Raw genomic sequence first — 17,903 nt, forward strand, 5'->3', positions numbered from 1 at the left:
TTAAATATCCTTTTGTATTTGCTTTAAAGGTAGTGTAATAATAAAGGCAGCACCGTTTCCAGAAGTTCCAGATGCGGTTATATTTCCTTCATGACGCTCAGCAATTTTTTTACAAAGCGACAATCCTAGACCTGTGCCTTCATATCGGTCTTTAGAATTCAGGCGCGTAAATGTTTCAAATATTCTTTCGGCTTGGGTAGCATCAAAACCTATTCCGTTATCTTCAACCTTAATTACAGCCTTGTTGTCTATTATCTTAGATGATATTGTGATTTGAGGCGGTACATCGTCTTTAGCAAATTTAATTGAATTATTAACTAAGTTGTAAAAAAGCTGATACAATAACACCAAAGCACCTTCTACTTTTGGTAAATTATCGTAGTGTATTTTTGCTTCTGATTTTTGAAGAGAAACTTCTAAATCTGTCTCAATATTTTTCAGAACTTCGTTTAAATCGACAAGTGTGGGTTTCTGCAGGTATGCATTAATTTTAGAATAGGCCAAAACCCCGTCAATCATATTAAACATTCGGTCTGCTGCAACGTGAATACGATCTATATATTTCGCTGAAGTTGTATCCAATCCGTCTTGAAGATGGTCTTCAAGACGACTGGTGAACGTTTTTATTTTTCGTACCGGCTCTTTTAAGTCGTGCGACGCCACATGCGCAAATTGTTGTAAATCTGCATTGGAGCGCTGCAATTCTTTAGTCCGCTCGTTAACCAATATTTCAAGTTTTTCGGTAATTGATTTTTGTTCATGAATATCTGTACAGGTTCCGAACCACTTCGAAATTACACCACTTTTATCTGTAATCGGAACGGCTTTGCTTAAAAACCAGCGATATCCGCCAGTTTTTCCATTTTTTAACCTAAATTCAAGCTGGTAAGGAATCCCTTTTTTAATGCTATTGTACCAATTCTCTACGACAAAAGTGGCATCATCTGGATGCAGTAACGGAATCCAGCTGATATCACCCGTCTGGTTTTCTTCAACACAAGTGTATTCATACCATCTTTTATTATAATAATCTACAAAACCGTCGGGTTCGCTGGTCCAGATAATCTGAGGAACGAGGTCGGCAAGTTGCCTGAATTTCTCTTCGCTTTCCCTAATAACTTCCTGAACTTCTCTTTCTGAAGTAACATCATTAGAAGCTCCAAACCATTCTATAATATTTCCGTCTTGATCGAGTATGGGCACAGCACGCGAGAAAGTCCAACGGAAGCTCCCATCAGCATTGGGAACCTTATGTTCTAATTCGAATATGCTTTTATCTGCTACAGACTGCGCAATAAGTTCCAAAACCTTTTCGTGATTGTTTGGACTAATATATTTCTCCAGCCAATTGACAATGTTATTTTCAGAGTTAAAAAATCCTCCGTCAAGACTTCGCATAATGGTCCAATCGGCATTCATGCGGTAAACCACGTCTGAGGAAGCATTTACTAAAGCCCTAAAACGGCTTTCGCTTTCTTCTAGTCTTTTTCTAGCCAGCACTTGTTCTGTGACTTCTACCGCAACCTGTATCATACCAGTAATCTTTCCGTCTTCGATTAAAGGGCGATACGCCAAGTTATAATAATAATCTTGCATCTCGCCTGTGCGGTTATGAGGCACAAGGACTTCGCTCTGATCAAAAGGAATTCCTTTATTGTAGACATTCTGAACCTGTGTCCATACATACTGACCTTCAAGTTCAGGAAGAACTTCGATTAAAGGCATCCCGATAATTTCTTCACCACGGCCGATCATTTGCAGCATATGCTTATTGATCTGTTCAATCACCAAATCATCTCCTTTTAAAACAAGCGTAGGCGCAGGTGTTTGGTCGATCATCGACTTTAGCCTGCTTTCACTAATCTGAAGCTTTCCTTCTGCCTGCTTTATTTCGGTTATATCACGAGTTGTTCCTGCAATAGCTTCTACTTCGCCTTCTTCATTAATTACTGGAGCAAAAATATAATCGTAAATTCGCCTTCCTAATTCTGCATGCGGAAAAGACACGGTTCCTCTAATTGATTTTTTAGTTGCGACCACTTGATCAATTTCTCGTTCATGCATCAAAGCATGCCATTCTTCGTATCCGTTTTCTCTTAATCCGTAACCAATAGAATCTTCTGCTGTTTTTCCCCACATGGTCAATAAGGCCTTATTGGCATAAGTAAATCTGTAATCTAAATCAAACACATACACCAGATCGGGCGTGTTGTTTATAATAGAATCGTAAAGTCTTTTTTGTTTTTCGGCAGCGACAAGCGCATCTTCCAAAGTACGTTCAGATATTTTTTTTTCTGTTACATCTTCTGCCGTAACGACCAATAAATCTTCCTGCTTGACAGCCGTAAATCGAAAGCAATATTTTACTCCTTTAACAACATACCATTCCTCAAAATTTGCCGTGGTGCCGGTTTTGGCCGTTTCAATAAATTTTTCTAGAATTCCGTTTTCTTTTACAGACGGAAAAATTTCACTGAACAATTTCCCCTTGTAATCTACATCGCCAATCCATTTAAATGAATAGTCATTAAACAATAATAACAAAAAATCTTCTATGACTTTTTCTTTATTATAAACTGCCCTCATAACACCAATCCCGCTCGAGGCTGCATTAAAAATAGTCTGAAAAAGGTCTTTATTATCCGTTAATTCCATGATGCACTTACTATTGAAAAAAGCGTGACAGCTTGTACTTTAAAATTATTGTTTTTAGTTTTTGATGCACAGCAGTTACTTTTCATAGGTTGTGTGACCTTACCACCATTTTGCAAGGCTAATATAATACTAATTTATTACAAGAAATAATATTAATTCTGACGGTCTTTTCATATTTTCCATGTCCGATTTTTTAATTAAAATTGTATTTTCATTTAATTTAATCTGATTTGAAAATCCTTTAATTCCGAGCTATCGGGAGTATGAAATCCTTTTGCTCATAAATTTTTCACTCATATTCATACAGATTAAAGCAGGCTTATCTAAGCTGATTTAATAGAATTGAAAAAAAATAATTTCACCCAACGTGTTTTATTTAGTATCTTGTAAAGATATCAGCCTTAAAATTTACATTTATGAAAAAATGGTCAATAGACAAACTGCAAAATACTTGGCATTTGGTTTCAAAACTGCATCAGGGACAAAAATATGGTGCAAATGAAGAAGGACTACATATAGAATACATCAACCACATCGGAAGCGTGGTTTTTGAAGTCATACAATCACTCGATCACGAAGACAGCCTTGACGGCGACTTGGCCGTAACCTGCGCACTACTGCACGATACCATAGAAGACACTGAAACTACATTTGAAAAAATCAAAAGCTTATTTGGCGAACAGATTGCAAATGGCGTAAGCGCTTTGACAAAAAATACGGCTATGGAAAGCAAAGAAGACCAAATGAAAGACAGCCTGACAAGAATCATACAACAACCAAAAGAGGTATGGTCTGTAAAAATGGCCGACCGAATCTGCAATCTTTATTCTCCGCCTTATTATTGGGATGCCGAAAAGAAAAAACAATATTATGCAGAATCGGTTTTAATTTATGATACCTTAAAAGATGGAAACGCTTATCTGGCTGCCAGATTAAAAGAAAAAATTGAAAATTATAAAATACATTTTTAAGAATAGTGAAACGCCTTTTTTAGCACCTGTAAATCTAGATTTCTATGTACTTAAATTAATTTTATCCAACGCGTTATATTATTTTCTGAATTCATTGTATTAATTTTCTTAATTTAACATCCGATTAAATTTCTCTAAAACGAAAAAATAATTGCGCCAAAAAAGCAATTCTACGGATGGAACAATTAAAGACAGGACAGTTTTTTGGGCAAACCAGCAGACATATACAGCTGGGCGGTCTTACCATTACAGACACGCAGTATACGCATGAAAAAGTGGACTGGCACTATCATGAAAAACCGTATTTTACTTTTATACTGCAAGGAAAAGTCCTAGAAGGCAATAAAAAAGAAATTTACCAATGTTCTGCCGGTTCACTGCTGTTTCATAATTGGGATGATTCTCATTACAACATCAAACCTCCGGGTTTTACACGCGGTTTTCATATCGAAATCGAACAAAACTGGCTCGATCAGTTTGATTTTTCTTTAGATGACTTAAAAGGAAGCCTTTTGGTAGAGAATCCCGAAGTTAAATTATTGTTCTACAAACTCTTTGCAGAAAGCTGCATTAATGACGATTACAGTAATTTGTCTGTTGACGCTCTGCTATTGAATTCACTAAAAAATATAAAAAAAACGGATTCGCTTCACAGCAATTCTATTCCGAAATGGGCAAAGACTTTAAAGGAATTTCTTCACGAAAACTTCTCTGACGAGCATTCGCTGACTGCTCTTTCTAAAATTCTGAACGTGCATCCAGTTCACCTTTCACGCAGTTTTCCAAAATATTTTGGTTGCACTTTTGGCGAATACATTCGCAAAATCAGAATTGAAAAATCGCTTGCATTGTTAACAGACAAAGAAAATTCGCTTGTCGAAATTTCGTGTGTAACAAATTTTTCAGATCAGAGTCATTATATACGATGTTTTAAGGAACAAATTGGATTGACGCCTTCAAATTATCGCAAGCTATTAATTTAATCTTTGCTAAAAAAAGATACCGAATGTTAATTTCATTCTATCTCAGCGCAATACGACGTTCTATATTTGTCTTATTTAACTTAAAATACATTAGAATGAGAACAACATTTTGGTTTATCAGCTGCATTTTTTTAGTATGGTTCTCGAGCAGGGCGCAAAATATTGTAACGCCCGAAACGGTGACCAATCCGATTCAGTCTAAAAACACAGGAAAAATCATTTTCCTTGCAAAACCAGTAAAAACAGAAGACTTAAAAGAAACAGATTTTTTAGAATGCATTACATTTAGAAAAGACGAAAATCTGTATCTGAGAATTTTTACAGCCAATACGCTTACTAATTTTTTACATGAACTTAGTCCTGAATCAACCTCAGAAGAACTCCTTAAAAACGGCAACTTTCAGTTTAGTTTTTATGTAGACGATAAACTTATCTACTCCGAAAATCTAAATGCAAGAGCCGGAACTGTTGAAAACAAAAACAAAGCAACGACTTTGCAGATTCCGCTTTTCAGTACTGCTCAAGAAGATTCTTGGGGACGTTATCTTTGGTCGCGTTTTTATTTTGCAAACGGTGGCGAAGACGCTCTTTTTTCTGGAAAACATTTGCTTAAAATTGAAATCAGACCTTATCTGAAATCAGGAGGAACAGTAAAGACAGGAAACTTAATTGCGCAAGGAACGATTAAGACTGATGCTGTTCCGGTTACAATCGACGAAACTCAAATTGCTGTCCAGAAAATAAAACCGGTGCAGGAATGGAAAATTTCGTCGTCAAAATTTGATACCCTTCTTATTCGAAACCTAAATCAGCGCATACTCGAAAAAAGATTTAAGGAAATCAGCAGCATTGCCGTAATCAAAAAAGGCGAATTGCTGTTGGAAGAATATTTTAACGGCGCCGACCGAAACAAACTTCATGACACGCGTTCTGTGGGAAAATCATTTGCGTCGACGGTTATGGGAATTGCCATAAAAGACGGATTCATCAGAAATGAAAATGAGACATTGAGTCAGTTTTATGACTTGAAAAAATTCGCTAACTACTCCGCTGAAAAAGAAAAAGTGACGATTAAAAGCCTCTTGACAATGAGCTCTGGTTTTGACGGTTCGGATCAGGATGAAAATTCTCCGGGAAATGAAGAAAACATGTATCCGACAGACAATTGGGTGAAGTTTGGCTTAGATCTTCCGATGGATTCAAAAAAACAAATAGGCAAAAATTGGGATTATTTTACCGCCGGAGTTGTAATGCTTGGTGATATTCTAAATCAACGCGTACCAAACGGTTTGGAAAATTATGCTGAGAAAAAACTGTTCGGGCCACTCGGAATAAAAGAGTACAAATGGCAGTACACGCCTCAAAAGGTGGCCAATACTGCGGGTGGTCTTGGTTTACGAACACTTGACTTGGCAAAATACGGACAGCTTTATCAAAATAAAGGTTTATGGAACGGAAAACAACTGCTCTCAAAAGAATGGATCCAAAAAAGCTTTACCAATTATTTTCCGAATGATGAAAATGTACCCGGCTATGGATTTTTGTTTTGGAAAGAAATTTTTACGGTAAACGGAAAAACGTATGAAACTTTTGGCTGCAGCGGCAATGGCGGCAACAAAGTGTATATTTTTAAGGATATTCCTCTTGTTGTAGTTGTAACTGCAACAGCTTACAACAAATCTTATGCGCATCCGCAGGTAAAAAGAATCATGCAGGAATTTCTTCTTCCGGCTGTCATTACGGACTAATCGCTAATCTTTAAAAATGAAAAAAAACGCCCTAATCGTATTAAGTTTATTTGCAGTGGTTCTTCAGGCACAAAAAAGACCAAATGTTATTAAAGCTTCTAATGCTTCTGCTTTTATTCAGGAAGAAAATCAGGAAAAAAAATCGTGGCATCTTGATCCGAAAACAAAACCCGATGTTTATACCTCAAATAAAAGTGCTAAACCAAAATGGGTAAAACTCTACACAGACATTGATTCGCTCAAAATAAAATTAAAACCCGGAGAAAAACACGACTTTGTTGTACTCTTAAACCAAAAAGATTCATGTTTTACGCGTTTTCAGAGTCCGCCAGTAAAAGATTTTTCTACGATAAAACCAGAAATTCACGATACAATTCCGTTTGTACTTTCGGCTTTCAACAATATTATTTTTAAAGTAAGACTAAACCAAAAAGATACTATTGATTTAAAGTTTGATTCAGGTACCACCGATTTTCTGCTGACGAATGAGGGAATCAAAAGATTGAATCTTGAAAACCTCAACGGACACAGCTTTCAGATTGGAAACCAGATTTTTGACAATCAACACATTTATCCTGTAGAAGTTTCAGGACAGGGAACCATCGGACGTTTTGGATGGAACTTGTTTGATGGAAAAATCGTAGAAATAGATTACGACAAGAATGTGTTTATTGTTCATTCTAAATTATCTAAAATTTCTAAAAAATATCAAAAGCTCGATATCGAATATACCCACACATTGTTCTGCATAAACGGAGAACTGCAGGTTAAGCAAAATAAATACATTGGGCGTTTTTTGTTTGACAACGGCTATCAAAGAACTATTATGCTGGATGATGAGTGGATGAAAGAACAAAAATACCCTAAAGATCAACTGACCGTTATCAAAAAAGTTATAATGAAAAACGGGGCAGGAAAAGAAATTCCCGTACTTACCGTGCTTAACGACTTTTTGAAATTGGGACAATACTCTTTAGCAGCTATTCCCGTGCAGCTGCTTTCGGGAAATAATCCTGCGCGTTTTAAAACCCATATTCTTGGCAATGAGGTCCTGAAAAGATTCAACACAATCCTTGATTTTCAGCATAATGCTGTATACCTAAAACCCAACCATTTATGGAACGAACCTTATACAGACAGCGTTTTATGAAATTGATAAGCCAAATTCTTTTTTCAGTGCTGGTTTTTTATAAAGCAAATGCGCAAAATCTGCCAAGCCTTTTATTGGAAAAAAATATAAATGCCACTTTTTCAATCACTGCCTATGATGAAGAAGCTCAAGAATGGGGAATTGCAGTGGCCACCAACAATATTTATGTGGGCAATTCGACGGTTTATATAGAACCCGGAGTGGGTGCTTTTTCGGTCATTGCCGATACTGAACCTGCTTACGCCTTAAACGGTTTTAAAAATCTAAAAGACGGAATGTCTATTAAAGACGCTATCGAATTGACCAAAAACAAAGATGAAGAATGGTTTTATCGCCAGGTTGCGGGTTTGGATAAAAACGGAAACGCTTTTGCTTTTACTGGTCAGGCATTAGAATATTGGCAAGGAAAATCAGCACATCTTGTGGGAAAATCTTTTGTGGTGATGGGAAATCAACTCGCAGACGGAGTTCTTGAAGCTATGGCAAAAACATTTACTGAAAGTACTGGAACTCTGGCCGAACGTTTAGTGAAAAGCATCACTGCAGGACAAAATGCTGGAGGGCAGATTCAGGGAAAACAATCTGCAGCTCTAGCTGTAAAAGGAACGCAAAACGAATGGTACAACCAGATTGACCTTCGTGTAGACGATTCTAAAACTCCTTTTGAAGATTTACAAAAATTACTGAATTATCATTATGGTAGAATCCGCCTTAATCAGGCTGTCAGTGCTATTAGGAAAAAGAATATAGAGAAAGGCACTATATTATTAGCCGAAGCACAAAAAATGCTCGAAGGATGGAACGGAATCTATCCTAAAATTTCTATCGCTTTTCTTATGTTGAACGACGAAAAAAACGCTATAGCTTATATCAAAAAAGGATTAAAGGAAAATCCGAATTGGAAAGAATATTTGCCTGTTTTTTATTGTTTAAAAAATCAACCTGAAATTGCAGCCTTACTAAACGAAAAACAGTTTACAGACAAAGACTGGACAAGCGCTACTGCTACCCTGCTCACGCTTGGCCGTGAAAAAGAAGCGTTAGAAATTCTCAGTAAAAAGCCAAGTTCACCATTGTATCTTGTTTTTGCAAAAGCCTATCAAAAACAAGAAAAAAATAATCTTGCAAAAGAATATGCCAGTAAAGCTGTTAAACTTGATACAGCAAACGCAGAAGCAAAATTGATTCTACAGCAATAATTTGAATGGAAATATTATAATTCGGATTAGAAAATTTATAAGTGCGTATTTCATAACTAGCTTAAATTCAATCTTATTAATCTAACTCGAATTAAAATGATTGACATTATTCTACAGATTTTTGCTGCCGCGTTTGCGGCTACTACTGTTATGACTATGTTTAGTTATGCTGTTTCTAAAAGTGCGAGAGAAATCTACAAAGAACCAGTTCTTTTAGCTTATGTATTAAAATCAGTGCAATTAAAATCGGCCACAATGGTTCATTTTATTATGGGCTGGATACTGCATTACCTAATCGGACTCGGCTTTGTAGTGGCTTATCATATTTTATGGCAACATAATATTGTAGCATTCAACTGGATTGGAGCATATTTGTTAGGAGCTATCAGTGGCGTAATCGGAATTATAGGATGGGTTATTCTTTTTTCACTTCAAAAGCAGCAACCCAATATCGATTTTAAAGGATATTATATACAATTATTTTTTGCTCATGTGATTTTCGGAGCAACTGCTTTTATCGTTTACAAACAATTTATATAAGCTTAACCCGTTGGGTATTATTAAAAAATAAAAGCATTTTAACACATAGAAGCATAGTTTTTTGTGCCGAAAAAAGAAAATGGAAGAAACAAGTTTCCAAACATAGCTAAACTATGTGCATTTAAACTAGTGAAACGCCTTTTTTAAGTTTAGTTAAACTATGTTTCTATGTGTTGAAAATAATTTCACCCAACGAGTTAAGCTTAAGAATTGCAAGCAAGTCATTAAATGGCAATAATATAATTGACAAAAATTATTTTATAAATATCACTTCAACTAGCGTAGTAGATTTGCAATATAAGTTTATAAGAATTTGATTTTCAAAAACTTGAAAACATCTTTAACCATTAAACTTTTATAATTATTAATTTAAAAACAAAACTGCTATGGCACTAGAAAACAATCGAAATTATGGTCGAGACGATCGTAATTTTAACTCAGGAGACCCAATCATTTCAGAAACAATGGAAACCCAAGATCCGGCAATCAATCAACACAAAAGCACTGGTAGAAGTTATGATTCAGACCTAAACGAAAGAGATCGCGAAAACCACGACGAAAACGATACTTCTGATCCTCACTTCCAGAAAAATGCTGAAATTGCTCAGGATTTAGATACAAATAATTCATTGGATACTGACCCAGACCGAAGAACTCTTGACGAATACGACGCAAACAGCGACACTCCAGAAGAAGATGATGAAGACGAATTTGATGATACCGATGACGACCTAGAAGATGAAGACTTTGACGACGACGAAGACGATGAAGAGGAAGACATTCGATAACTGAAAAGATTTTAAGCAAAAAAAAGAATTTATTAATAACAGGTTATTAGTAAATTCTTTTTTTTATTGAGTGTTGTTACTTTATATTCATCAAGTCAATCTGCTTTGTATTTGTTGTTCCAATACAACATTAAGAGCAGCGTAACGATAATACAAGATGCTGTCCCTTCAAAAAACAAGCAGATTGTATACGTTGCTACAGAAGGTTCTCCGCCAAACATAAATGCCTGAGATAGCGTTTTTACATACGCATCTCCACCTTTAGCATAACTGTAAATCAGCAATGCGACTATGCTTAGAACTACTCCCGTAAAAGAAGTTAGCATAGCAGAAACCGCATTCGGAACAAAACTATTATTTCCTTCGGCAATATTCGCTTTTAAGGTTCTGTTTACTCCATAAAAAATAAAAAGAACATTAAGCAATCTCAAATAAAATACATGCGAAAGGTTTAAGACCTCCATTAATAGAAAAAAAGCTGCCACGCCCAGAAATATATAAAAACCGTTTAGTATTTCTCTAGATATCTTCATAATCGTAGTTTTTTAATTAATATTCATCCAAAAAAAGTAAAAAACCTTTAGTCCAATTTTAAAAAATCGGACTAGAGGTTTTCTGTAATTGCATTAGAAGATTACTCTTCATCTTCTTCAGAAGCATCAAAATTGATAGTGTTGTAAGCCGCTTCGGTTAAAACAGTATCTGCTTCTTTTTCTTCTTCTAAGGTTTGCTGTAACAATGCCGCCGCATCTTCTTCTTCAAGCGTAAGCGCAAAGGCTGCTAATGTTCCGTAAGAGGCAATCTCATAATGCTCGATTTTTTGAGAAGCACTAATAATTCCGGCATCACGAACAGGTCCTTGTTGTGTTTCTTCCATGATGCTTTCTCCTTCTTTAATTAGTCCTTCCATAGCATCGCATTTTTTTGCTGTTGCTTTTTCTCCTAGCAATTCAAAAACTTGTTCAAGTCTTTCTACTTGTCCTTGAGTCACAGTCAAATGTTCGTTGATGGCAGTAATAAGATTTTCTGAAGTGGCATTTTTAGCCATTTTTGGAAGCGCTTTGGTTAATGCTTTTTCTGCCCAATAAATGTCTTTTAAAGAATCAACAAATAATTCTCTTAATCCTTCAGCAGCAGATGATTTTGCTTTTACAGCGCCACTATTTGATTTAGATGCAGTTTTTGATGTTGACTTACTAGAAGTTGCTTTACTATTAGATGCTGCAGTTGTTTTTTTTGCAGCTGGCTTTTTTGTCTCTGTAGTTTTCATAACAAATGTTTTTAAATAATTAATAACTCAAAAGTAGGTCTCCTATTTATTGATTTTTTACAGGATTTTGTGTCCGTATTTATATGATTACAATTAGGTTAATTAATTGATTTAACAACAGATAGCTATTCTGTAATTTCTGAATTTTATTGTATAAATAAAATCTGTTCTTCATTTTTAAATTTGAGCGTTATAGATTAAAATCCGCCTGATTATGATACAAAAAATAGACTCTCCAGAAAATGTAGCCGCTTTTAGAGCTACTGGCGAAATAACTGCAGAAGATTACCAAACTGCTCTTGTGCCTGTAGTTGTGGAACTGGCCAAAAAACGAAATGAAATAAACTTTCTGATTTTGATTGATACAGATATAAAGAATCTTAAAATTGCATCTTGGATGGAAGATGCCTTATTGGGATTGCGAAATTTAGGAAAATGGAATCGTGCCGCGATAATTACAGACTCTGAAAGAGCGATCAGGTTTACGAATAGTTTCAATTATTTTGTATCGGGAGAGTTTCGCGGTTTTAAAAAGAATGATTTTAATAAAGCCCTCCATTGGGTCGAAGGCGCCAATTAAGATGAATTCGATAAATCAAATATTGGCTCATACGCAACAGAGAAAATATCCCTTGCCTCTTGAAAAATGGAAGTACTATCAGGAATGGCATCAAACCCTATTTTTTCATTGGGAGGTTCCTGCGTATTTTATAGAAAGCTATATTCCAGCAGGAGTACAGCTCGACACACACAACAATAATACTTGGGTGTCGCTTGTGGCATTTGAAGTCAAGAATATGAGACTGCGAAATTTACCTTCCTTGCCTTATATTTCTAATTTTAGGGAAATTAATGTCCGCACCTATGTCATAAAAGACGGAATTCCGGGAATTTACCTTTTTTCTATCGAAACCGATAAATTAATACAAGTCATTTTATCTCGCATCCTAATAAACCTTCCTTATCAAAAATCGGAAATTCATTATCATGGCACTAAACTTTCATCTAAAAATGAAAGCCTAAAACATTTTCTTGATATTTCTATGGGAGAGCAAAAAGAACTTGAAAAAACAGATTTGGATGTATGGTTAACCGAAAGACATGCATTGTACGAATATTGTGGTCGAGATTTGTGCCGCTTTGATATTCACCATAAGGAATGGAATCTGAAAGGTCTCGAAGTAGAAATTAAGGAAATCTTCTATCAGGCAGGAAAATTTATTGTTTCGACCTATCCTGATAAAGTTCAATATGCCAATAAGCTTGAAGTGCTTTTATGGGGAAAAAGGATAGTTTAAACTCACAAACCGACTGTAAATTATACAATCACAAAGCTTTGAACTGTAAAATAAAAATTAAAGTTCTACTTATTTTTAAATCATAAACATTATAGAATTCGAATTATAAACAACCTTAAATTATTTGCTATGTACTACGACGAAAGAGAAGATTACGGACACGAAAACCAAGATTTTCAATACGATAATTATAGAGAAACAGAAGAAAAACACTTTTTTTCACCAGATCATTCTATATCTGACAACGCTGAGCCCGACTACGGAAATGATTTTGACAGCCAAGAATTCAACAACGAAACTTATGATAACGAAAATCTTGGCAGCGATGCGCTTGAAGACGAAAATGAAGAATTTGACAACGAAAACTTCAATGAAGACGATGAAGAGGGTACAGACCCCAATCGCAACTCATAATTTGCTTACCCAAAAAAGCCTGTAATGAAAAATCATTACAGGCTTTTTAAATATTGAAGCTAAAAATTATTGCACAGAATCGTTAAGATTTGTGTTTCCTTTTTGAGTAGACCCGTCAGTTCCAGAACCCGTAGAACCATTGCCCGTTGCGCCAGTAGTTCCGTTTGTACCAGTGGCAGTTGTATCTGTAGACGGAGCAATCGTATCAACTGCAGTTTCGGTAGAGTCGACTGTGTAAGTCTCATTATCCATTGTATTTTCATTTTTTTTGCACGAAAATGCCAATCCAGCCACTAGAATCAGTAAGGCTATATTGGTTTTTAAAAGCTTTTTCATAATTATCATTTTTTAGTTTGTAATGTTTCAAAAATAGAATAGCAATTCATAGCCCATTTACATAATTACATTTGATATTTACAGGAATCAAATAAACAAGCCGAAATTTCAAAATTCTGATTTACAATGAAGAAAGTATAAAATAGAAACTAAATCTTGTAAAAAACATTTGGCTGCTATTTAGAAATTTGATAGAAAAGTTATGAGATATGAAAATATTTTTTAGAAATAATGGCTTATGCATTTGCTTCTTTTTGCTATTTGCCATTTCACTCACCGGACAGATTTTTTTAGGTTTTAAAGAGCATAATAAAGAACTTGTCGAAGAAGGAGGACAAATCATTCCTATGAGTTCTTATTTACTATCAGGTCATTTTTTTCAGTCTACTTTTGAAAACTGGGAAAGTGAATTTCTACAAATGGCTCTGTTTGTTGTGCTGACTATTTTTTTAAAACAGAAAGGATCATCAGAATCTAAAAAACTCGATGAGCCAGAAGAAGTTGACAAAGAGCCGGATCCATCAAAAAAAGAGGCTCCGTGGCCCGTTAAAAAAGGAGGCTTTATTTTAAAACTCTACAAACATTCGCTCACAATTATCTTGCTCTTGCTATTTGTGATATCTTTCATTATTCATTTTTATGGAAGCCTTAAAGATGAAAACGAACAGTTGAGCAAAAAAGGCGAAGCTCTTGAAACAGTTTCCTCTTATCTAGGCAATTCTAGATTTTGGTTTGAATCTTTTCAAAACTGGCAGAGCGAATTTTTATCTGTTTTTGCCATCGTAATGCTTTCGATTTATTTCAGGCAGATCGGTTCTTCCCAATCAAAACCTGTAGACGCGCCAAACATGGAAACTGGCAGTTAATTTATTTTTCAGAATACTTACCAAGTTTCATTATGAAATAAAGATGAAATTCTAACATCAGAATATTAGAATTTCATCTTTACTTTTTATTTCCAAGGATCCAAAACAACCTTTACGCACCCGTCTTCTCTCTTTTTAAAAATATCATACGCATGTGAGATTTCAGACAAAGGAAGCCTGTGCGTAATAATATCATCGAGCTTAACTTTTCCCTGAACAACATACTCCAATAATTTATCAATATGTTTGTGTGCAGGTGCCTGTCCTCCCTTTAAGATAATTCCTTTGTCAAAAAATTGTCCCAATGGAAAATTATCATAATTAACAGGATAAACTCCAAGAACCGAAACAATACCGCTTCTTCTTACGGTGCTCATACAGGCCTCCAAAACCTTAATCGAACCTTTTTCAAAGTTGATTGTCGCTTTAATTCGGTCAGCCAAATTTCGGTCAGGCTCAAATCCGACCGCATCAATGCAGACATCGGCACCGCGTCCGTTGGTCATGGCACGAATTTGCTCAATAACATCTTTTGGTCCATCTTCCCAAAGCAAAGTCACAGCATCTGCCGCAGCTTTGGCTTTATCAAGACGGTACTGCAGCGTATCTACAATAATTACTTGTCCCGCACCACGCAGCCAGGCACTTTTTGCTGCCATGATTCCAACCGGTCCTGCTCCAAAAATAGCAACCGTTTCTCCTCCTTTTACTTCGCCCCAATCAACTCCAGTATAACCTGTCGGAAAAATATCGGTTAAAAATAAAACCTGCTCGTCCGACAAATCTTCGGGAACAACTCGTGGGCCATAATTGGCATACGGAACACGAACATACTGCGCCTGTCCTCCATCATAACCGCCATAAAGATCAGTGTAGCCAAACAACGCTCCTCCCTTTTCTGTCATAATACCACCTTCTGGACCATAATGCTCGGGATTGCTATGTTCACAATTTCCAGGAACATCATGATTACAGAAAAAACAATTACCGCATGCAATCGGGAAAGGAACTACTACCCTGTCGCCTCTTTTTAAATGGGTTACCGCTGAGCCTGTATCTTCAACGATTCCCATAAACTCATGCCCCAAAACCATTGGTCTAAGCTGCGGAAGACCGCCTGAATAAATATGAAGATCTGATCCGCAGATTGCCGTGGAGGTTACTTTTAGAATTATATCATCTTTTTCTTTTAAAATTGGATCATCTACTGTATCATATTTGACAGAGCCCGGTCCGTGTATAACTGCTGCTTTCATAATGTGAAATTTTAAAATTAACAGAAGCTAAATAACTATTAATAAAACACTTAAGATTACACTATTAATTCAAATTCTTACATAAAAAACAACTGGCAATCCTATAAAAACAATATAAAAAAGTTGTAAGCCACACCAATGTAATGTTAGTAGTTTTGATAGTGAACAGATTATGAACAGTACAATTAACTCTTTATATTATGGATAATTCTGATTTTTTAAATGAAGGCAGCATTACTTCTGGCGATAATGTCTCTTTTTGGATTGATACCACTCCTATTATTTCTTTTGAAAAACCTCAAGAAGATGTAAATACTGAAGTGCTTATAATTGGAGGCGGAATAGCTGGCCTCACAACCGCTTACAGACTTTTGAAAGCTGGTAAAAAAATAGTTCTTGTTGAAGACGGTTTTATTGGAAGTGGCGAAACAGGAAGAACTACCGCTCATCTAAGCAATGCCCTCGACGACAGATATTATTACTTAGCCAATATATTTGGAGAAGAAACTGCAAAACTTGCCGCAGAAAGCCATACAGCTGCCATCGATGAAATAGAGAAAATTGTCGATACCTTAAATATTGATTGTTCTTTTAAAAGAGCGAGCGGTTATTTGTTTCTGCATCCGAGCGACAAGGAAAAAAACTTGGATAAAGAATATGAAGCAACTCAAAATGCAGGTTTAGAAACCGTTTTACTAGAAAGCACGCCCTCTATTGCCGGAGGAGAAAGCGAAAGATGCATCGAATTTAAAAATCAGGCGCAATTTCATATTTTGCATTATTTGAAAGGCTTGGCAGAAGCGGTTGTTTCCTTGGGCGGCGTAATTTATACTGAAGCCCACGCAGAAAATATCAGCAAGGAAGGCGCAACTGTAAATGGTTTTAAATTTACATCTTCTCATATTGTGGTGGCTACGAATTCGCCTATTAACGATATTGTTACCATGCACACCAAACAGCACGCCTATAGAAGTTATGTTATTGGTGGAAAAATTCCGAAAGGCAGTCTGCCATATTCTTTATGGTGGGATACGGGAGATATGGACTCCAAATGGGTTTCGCAACCTTACCATTATTTGCGCCTAGAAAATTTTGATGATGAATATGATTTGCTTATCGCAGGAGGAGAAGATCATAAAACCGGTCAAGCCGAGGAAGAAGATATTTCGGAAATGTCGAGATATGAAAAACTCGAAATGTGGACAAGAAAATATTTTCCGATACTTGATGAAATAACTTATAGATGGTCGGGACAAGTTATTGAACCCGTAGATTCTTTGGCATTTTTGGGAAAAAATCCTGGAAGCGACAATATTTATATTATCACTGGTGATTCTGGAAACGGAATGACTCATGCGACAATTGGAGCTATGATCATCACTGATCAGATCTTAGGTATCCAAAATAAATGGGAAGAGATATATGATCCTTCTCGAGTGACTTTAAGAACTGCAGGAGATTTTTTAAAAGAAGCCGGAAACATGGCATCGCAATATCTAGACTGGATTGCCGCATCTGACCTAAAAAATACAGCCGATTTACAAGCAGGTGATGGTGGAATTCTGTCGTCTGGACTGAGAAAAATTGCAGTTTACCGCGATTACGACAATACATTGCAAGCCTTCTCTGCTGTATGCCCCCATCTAGGCTGTGTCGTACATTGGAATCCTGATGAAAAATCATTTGATTGTCCGTGCCACGGCTCTCGATTTGCTACAGACGGAACTGTAATTAACGGTCCTGCAAAAACAGATTTAGATAAAATCCACATAAAGTAAAAACATGAAAGCGATTATACTATTGGCAACCTTAAAAAACAAAGGACGCTCAAATACGGAAACCCTCGTGGATTTTTTTGGAAAATATCTTTCTAAACGAAATATTGATTTTGAAGTAATTAAACTTGCCAATCATCATATTGTTCCTGGTACGTACACCAAAATGGAAACCATAGATGACTGGCCAGCCATTTATCAAAAAATTATTGATGCCGAAATTCTTTTGTTTGCCACGCCCATTTGGTGGAACAATCATTCTTCTGAACTGCAACGTTGTATTGAACGTCTCGACGAAGTCTACGATATTATTCTTGAAGGTAAAGATTCTCCGCTTGAAGGAAAAATTGGCGGCGTCATTGTGACGGGCGATTCAGACGGAGTGGAACATGTCACAGGAAATATTGCCAACTTTTTTTGCTCAATTGGTATTACGGTTCCGCCCTACACTTCTCTTGGAGTTATTTGGGAAGGGCATTCGAAAAACGCAAAAAAGACAAAAGCGCAATTACTGGAGTATTATCAAAACAATTATGGAGAAGATGCTCAGGCAATGGCAGAATCTTTGTCTAAAGCAGCAGAAAAATAAAGCTGATTTAATAGAATTGAAAAAAAATTCCACCCGAGTTAAAATATATATAATTTAAAACTTAG

General features: G+C 36.0%; 18 protein-coding genes. 13 read left to right on the forward strand and 5 right to left on the reverse strand.

The genetic code is table 11. The features are described from left to right. Positions 1 to 2,655, reverse strand: a complete 2,655-nt coding sequence (locus E0W73_RS03330; protein ID WP_135220677.1) for a PAS domain-containing sensor histidine kinase — start codon at positions 2,653 to 2,655, stop codon at positions 1 to 3. Between the two features lie 416 nt (positions 2,656 to 3,071). On the opposite strand from E0W73_RS03330, the gene E0W73_RS03335 reads away from it, so the two are divergent. The 7 genes from E0W73_RS03335 (at position 3,072) to E0W73_RS21360 (ending at position 10,034) form a co-directional block, all read left to right on the forward strand. Next, positions 3,072 to 3,626 carry an HD domain-containing protein gene (locus E0W73_RS03335; protein ID WP_135220678.1) on the forward strand — a complete coding sequence of 185 codons (555 nt, stop codon included), beginning with the start codon at positions 3,072 to 3,074 and terminating at the stop codon, positions 3,624 to 3,626. A gap of 176 nt (positions 3,627 to 3,802) precedes the next feature. Beyond that, positions 3,803 to 4,609, forward strand: a complete 807-nt coding sequence (locus tag E0W73_RS03340) for a helix-turn-helix transcriptional regulator (protein ID WP_135220679.1) — start codon at positions 3,803 to 3,805, stop codon at positions 4,607 to 4,609. A 95-nt stretch (positions 4,610 to 4,704) separates the two neighbouring features. Then, entirely contained in the window at positions 4,705 to 6,357 is a 1,653-nt protein-coding gene (locus E0W73_RS03345) for a serine hydrolase domain-containing protein (RefSeq protein ID WP_135220680.1), read from the forward strand. Positions 6,358 to 6,373: 16 nt separating this feature from the next. Next, a complete protein-coding gene (locus E0W73_RS03350) occupies positions 6,374 to 7,507 on the forward strand; it encodes a hypothetical protein (protein ID WP_135220681.1) in 1,134 nt (377 codons plus the stop codon). After that, positions 7,474 to 8,706 carry a DUF1028 domain-containing protein gene (locus tag E0W73_RS03355; RefSeq protein WP_135220682.1) on the forward strand — a complete coding sequence of 411 codons (1,233 nt, stop codon included), beginning with the start codon at positions 7,474 to 7,476 and terminating at the stop codon, positions 8,704 to 8,706. The genes E0W73_RS03350 and E0W73_RS03355 overlap by 34 nt, the downstream gene beginning before the upstream one ends. A 96-nt stretch (positions 8,707 to 8,802) precedes the next feature. Beyond that, the gene (locus E0W73_RS03360) at positions 8,803 to 9,246 is read left to right on the forward strand and encodes a hypothetical protein (protein ID WP_135220683.1); all 444 of its coding nucleotides are present in this window, start codon (positions 8,803 to 8,805) and stop codon (positions 9,244 to 9,246) included. 386 nt (positions 9,247 to 9,632) lie between these two features. Continuing rightward, a complete protein-coding gene (locus tag E0W73_RS21360; RefSeq protein WP_162847649.1) occupies positions 9,633 to 10,034 on the forward strand; it encodes a hypothetical protein in 402 nt (133 codons plus the stop codon). A gap of 95 nt (positions 10,035 to 10,129) precedes the next feature. Here the strand turns inward: E0W73_RS21360 and E0W73_RS03365 are convergent, their stop codons facing one another. Together E0W73_RS03365 and E0W73_RS03370 are read right to left on the reverse strand one after the other, a co-directional pair. Further along, on the reverse strand, positions 10,130 to 10,567 hold the full coding sequence (locus E0W73_RS03365) for a hypothetical protein (protein WP_135220684.1): 438 nt from the start codon (positions 10,565 to 10,567) through the stop codon (positions 10,130 to 10,132). 101 nt (positions 10,568 to 10,668) lie between these two features. Then, positions 10,669 to 11,304, reverse strand: a complete 636-nt coding sequence (locus E0W73_RS03370; protein ID WP_135220685.1) for a YciE/YciF ferroxidase family protein — start codon at positions 11,302 to 11,304, stop codon at positions 10,669 to 10,671. 214 nt (positions 11,305 to 11,518) lie between these two features. Between E0W73_RS03370 and E0W73_RS03375 the strand changes: the two genes are divergently transcribed. From E0W73_RS03375 to E0W73_RS03385, 3 genes are all read left to right on the forward strand, one after another. Further along, entirely contained in the window at positions 11,519 to 11,884 is a 366-nt protein-coding gene (locus E0W73_RS03375; RefSeq protein WP_135220686.1) for a SpoIIAA family protein, read from the forward strand. Between the two features lies 1 nt (position 11,885). Beyond that, positions 11,886 to 12,602: a YqjF family protein gene (locus E0W73_RS03380; protein ID WP_162847651.1), complete on the forward strand. Its 717-nt coding sequence runs from the start codon at positions 11,886 to 11,888 to the stop codon at positions 12,600 to 12,602. A 129-nt stretch (positions 12,603 to 12,731) separates the two neighbouring features. Further along, entirely contained in the window at positions 12,732 to 13,016 is a 285-nt protein-coding gene (locus tag E0W73_RS03385) for a hypothetical protein (protein WP_135220688.1), read from the forward strand. Positions 13,017 to 13,082: 66 nt separating this feature from the next. Here the strand turns inward: E0W73_RS03385 and E0W73_RS03390 are convergent, their stop codons facing one another. After that, positions 13,083 to 13,352 (reverse strand): hypothetical protein, encoded by a 270-nt coding sequence (locus E0W73_RS03390; protein WP_135220689.1) that lies wholly within the window; start codon positions 13,350 to 13,352, stop codon positions 13,083 to 13,085. A 209-nt stretch (positions 13,353 to 13,561) separates the two neighbouring features. Here E0W73_RS03390 and E0W73_RS03395 point away from each other — a divergent pair, with 209 nt between their 5' ends. Further along, on the forward strand, positions 13,562 to 14,218 hold the full coding sequence (locus E0W73_RS03395) for a DUF6766 family protein (RefSeq protein WP_135220690.1): 657 nt from the start codon (positions 13,562 to 13,564) through the stop codon (positions 14,216 to 14,218). 86 nt (positions 14,219 to 14,304) lie between these two features. Here the strand turns inward: E0W73_RS03395 and E0W73_RS03400 are convergent, their stop codons facing one another. Then, positions 14,305 to 15,474, reverse strand: a complete 1,170-nt coding sequence (locus E0W73_RS03400) for a zinc-dependent alcohol dehydrogenase (RefSeq protein ID WP_135220691.1) — start codon at positions 15,472 to 15,474, stop codon at positions 14,305 to 14,307. Between the two features lie 200 nt (positions 15,475 to 15,674). Between E0W73_RS03400 and E0W73_RS03405 the strand changes: the two genes are divergently transcribed. Then, the gene (locus E0W73_RS03405) at positions 15,675 to 17,252 is read left to right on the forward strand and encodes an FAD-dependent oxidoreductase (RefSeq protein WP_135220692.1); all 1,578 of its coding nucleotides are present in this window, start codon (positions 15,675 to 15,677) and stop codon (positions 17,250 to 17,252) included. 4 nt (positions 17,253 to 17,256) lie between these two features. After that, on the forward strand, positions 17,257 to 17,838 hold the full coding sequence (locus tag E0W73_RS03410; protein ID WP_135220693.1) for a flavodoxin family protein: 582 nt from the start codon (positions 17,257 to 17,259) through the stop codon (positions 17,836 to 17,838). Positions 17,839 to 17,903: the final 65 nt, after the last annotated feature.

The organism is Flavobacterium foetidum (genome assembly GCF_004634245.1).
GTDB lineage: Bacteria > Bacteroidota > Bacteroidia > Flavobacteriales > Flavobacteriaceae > Flavobacterium > Flavobacterium foetidum.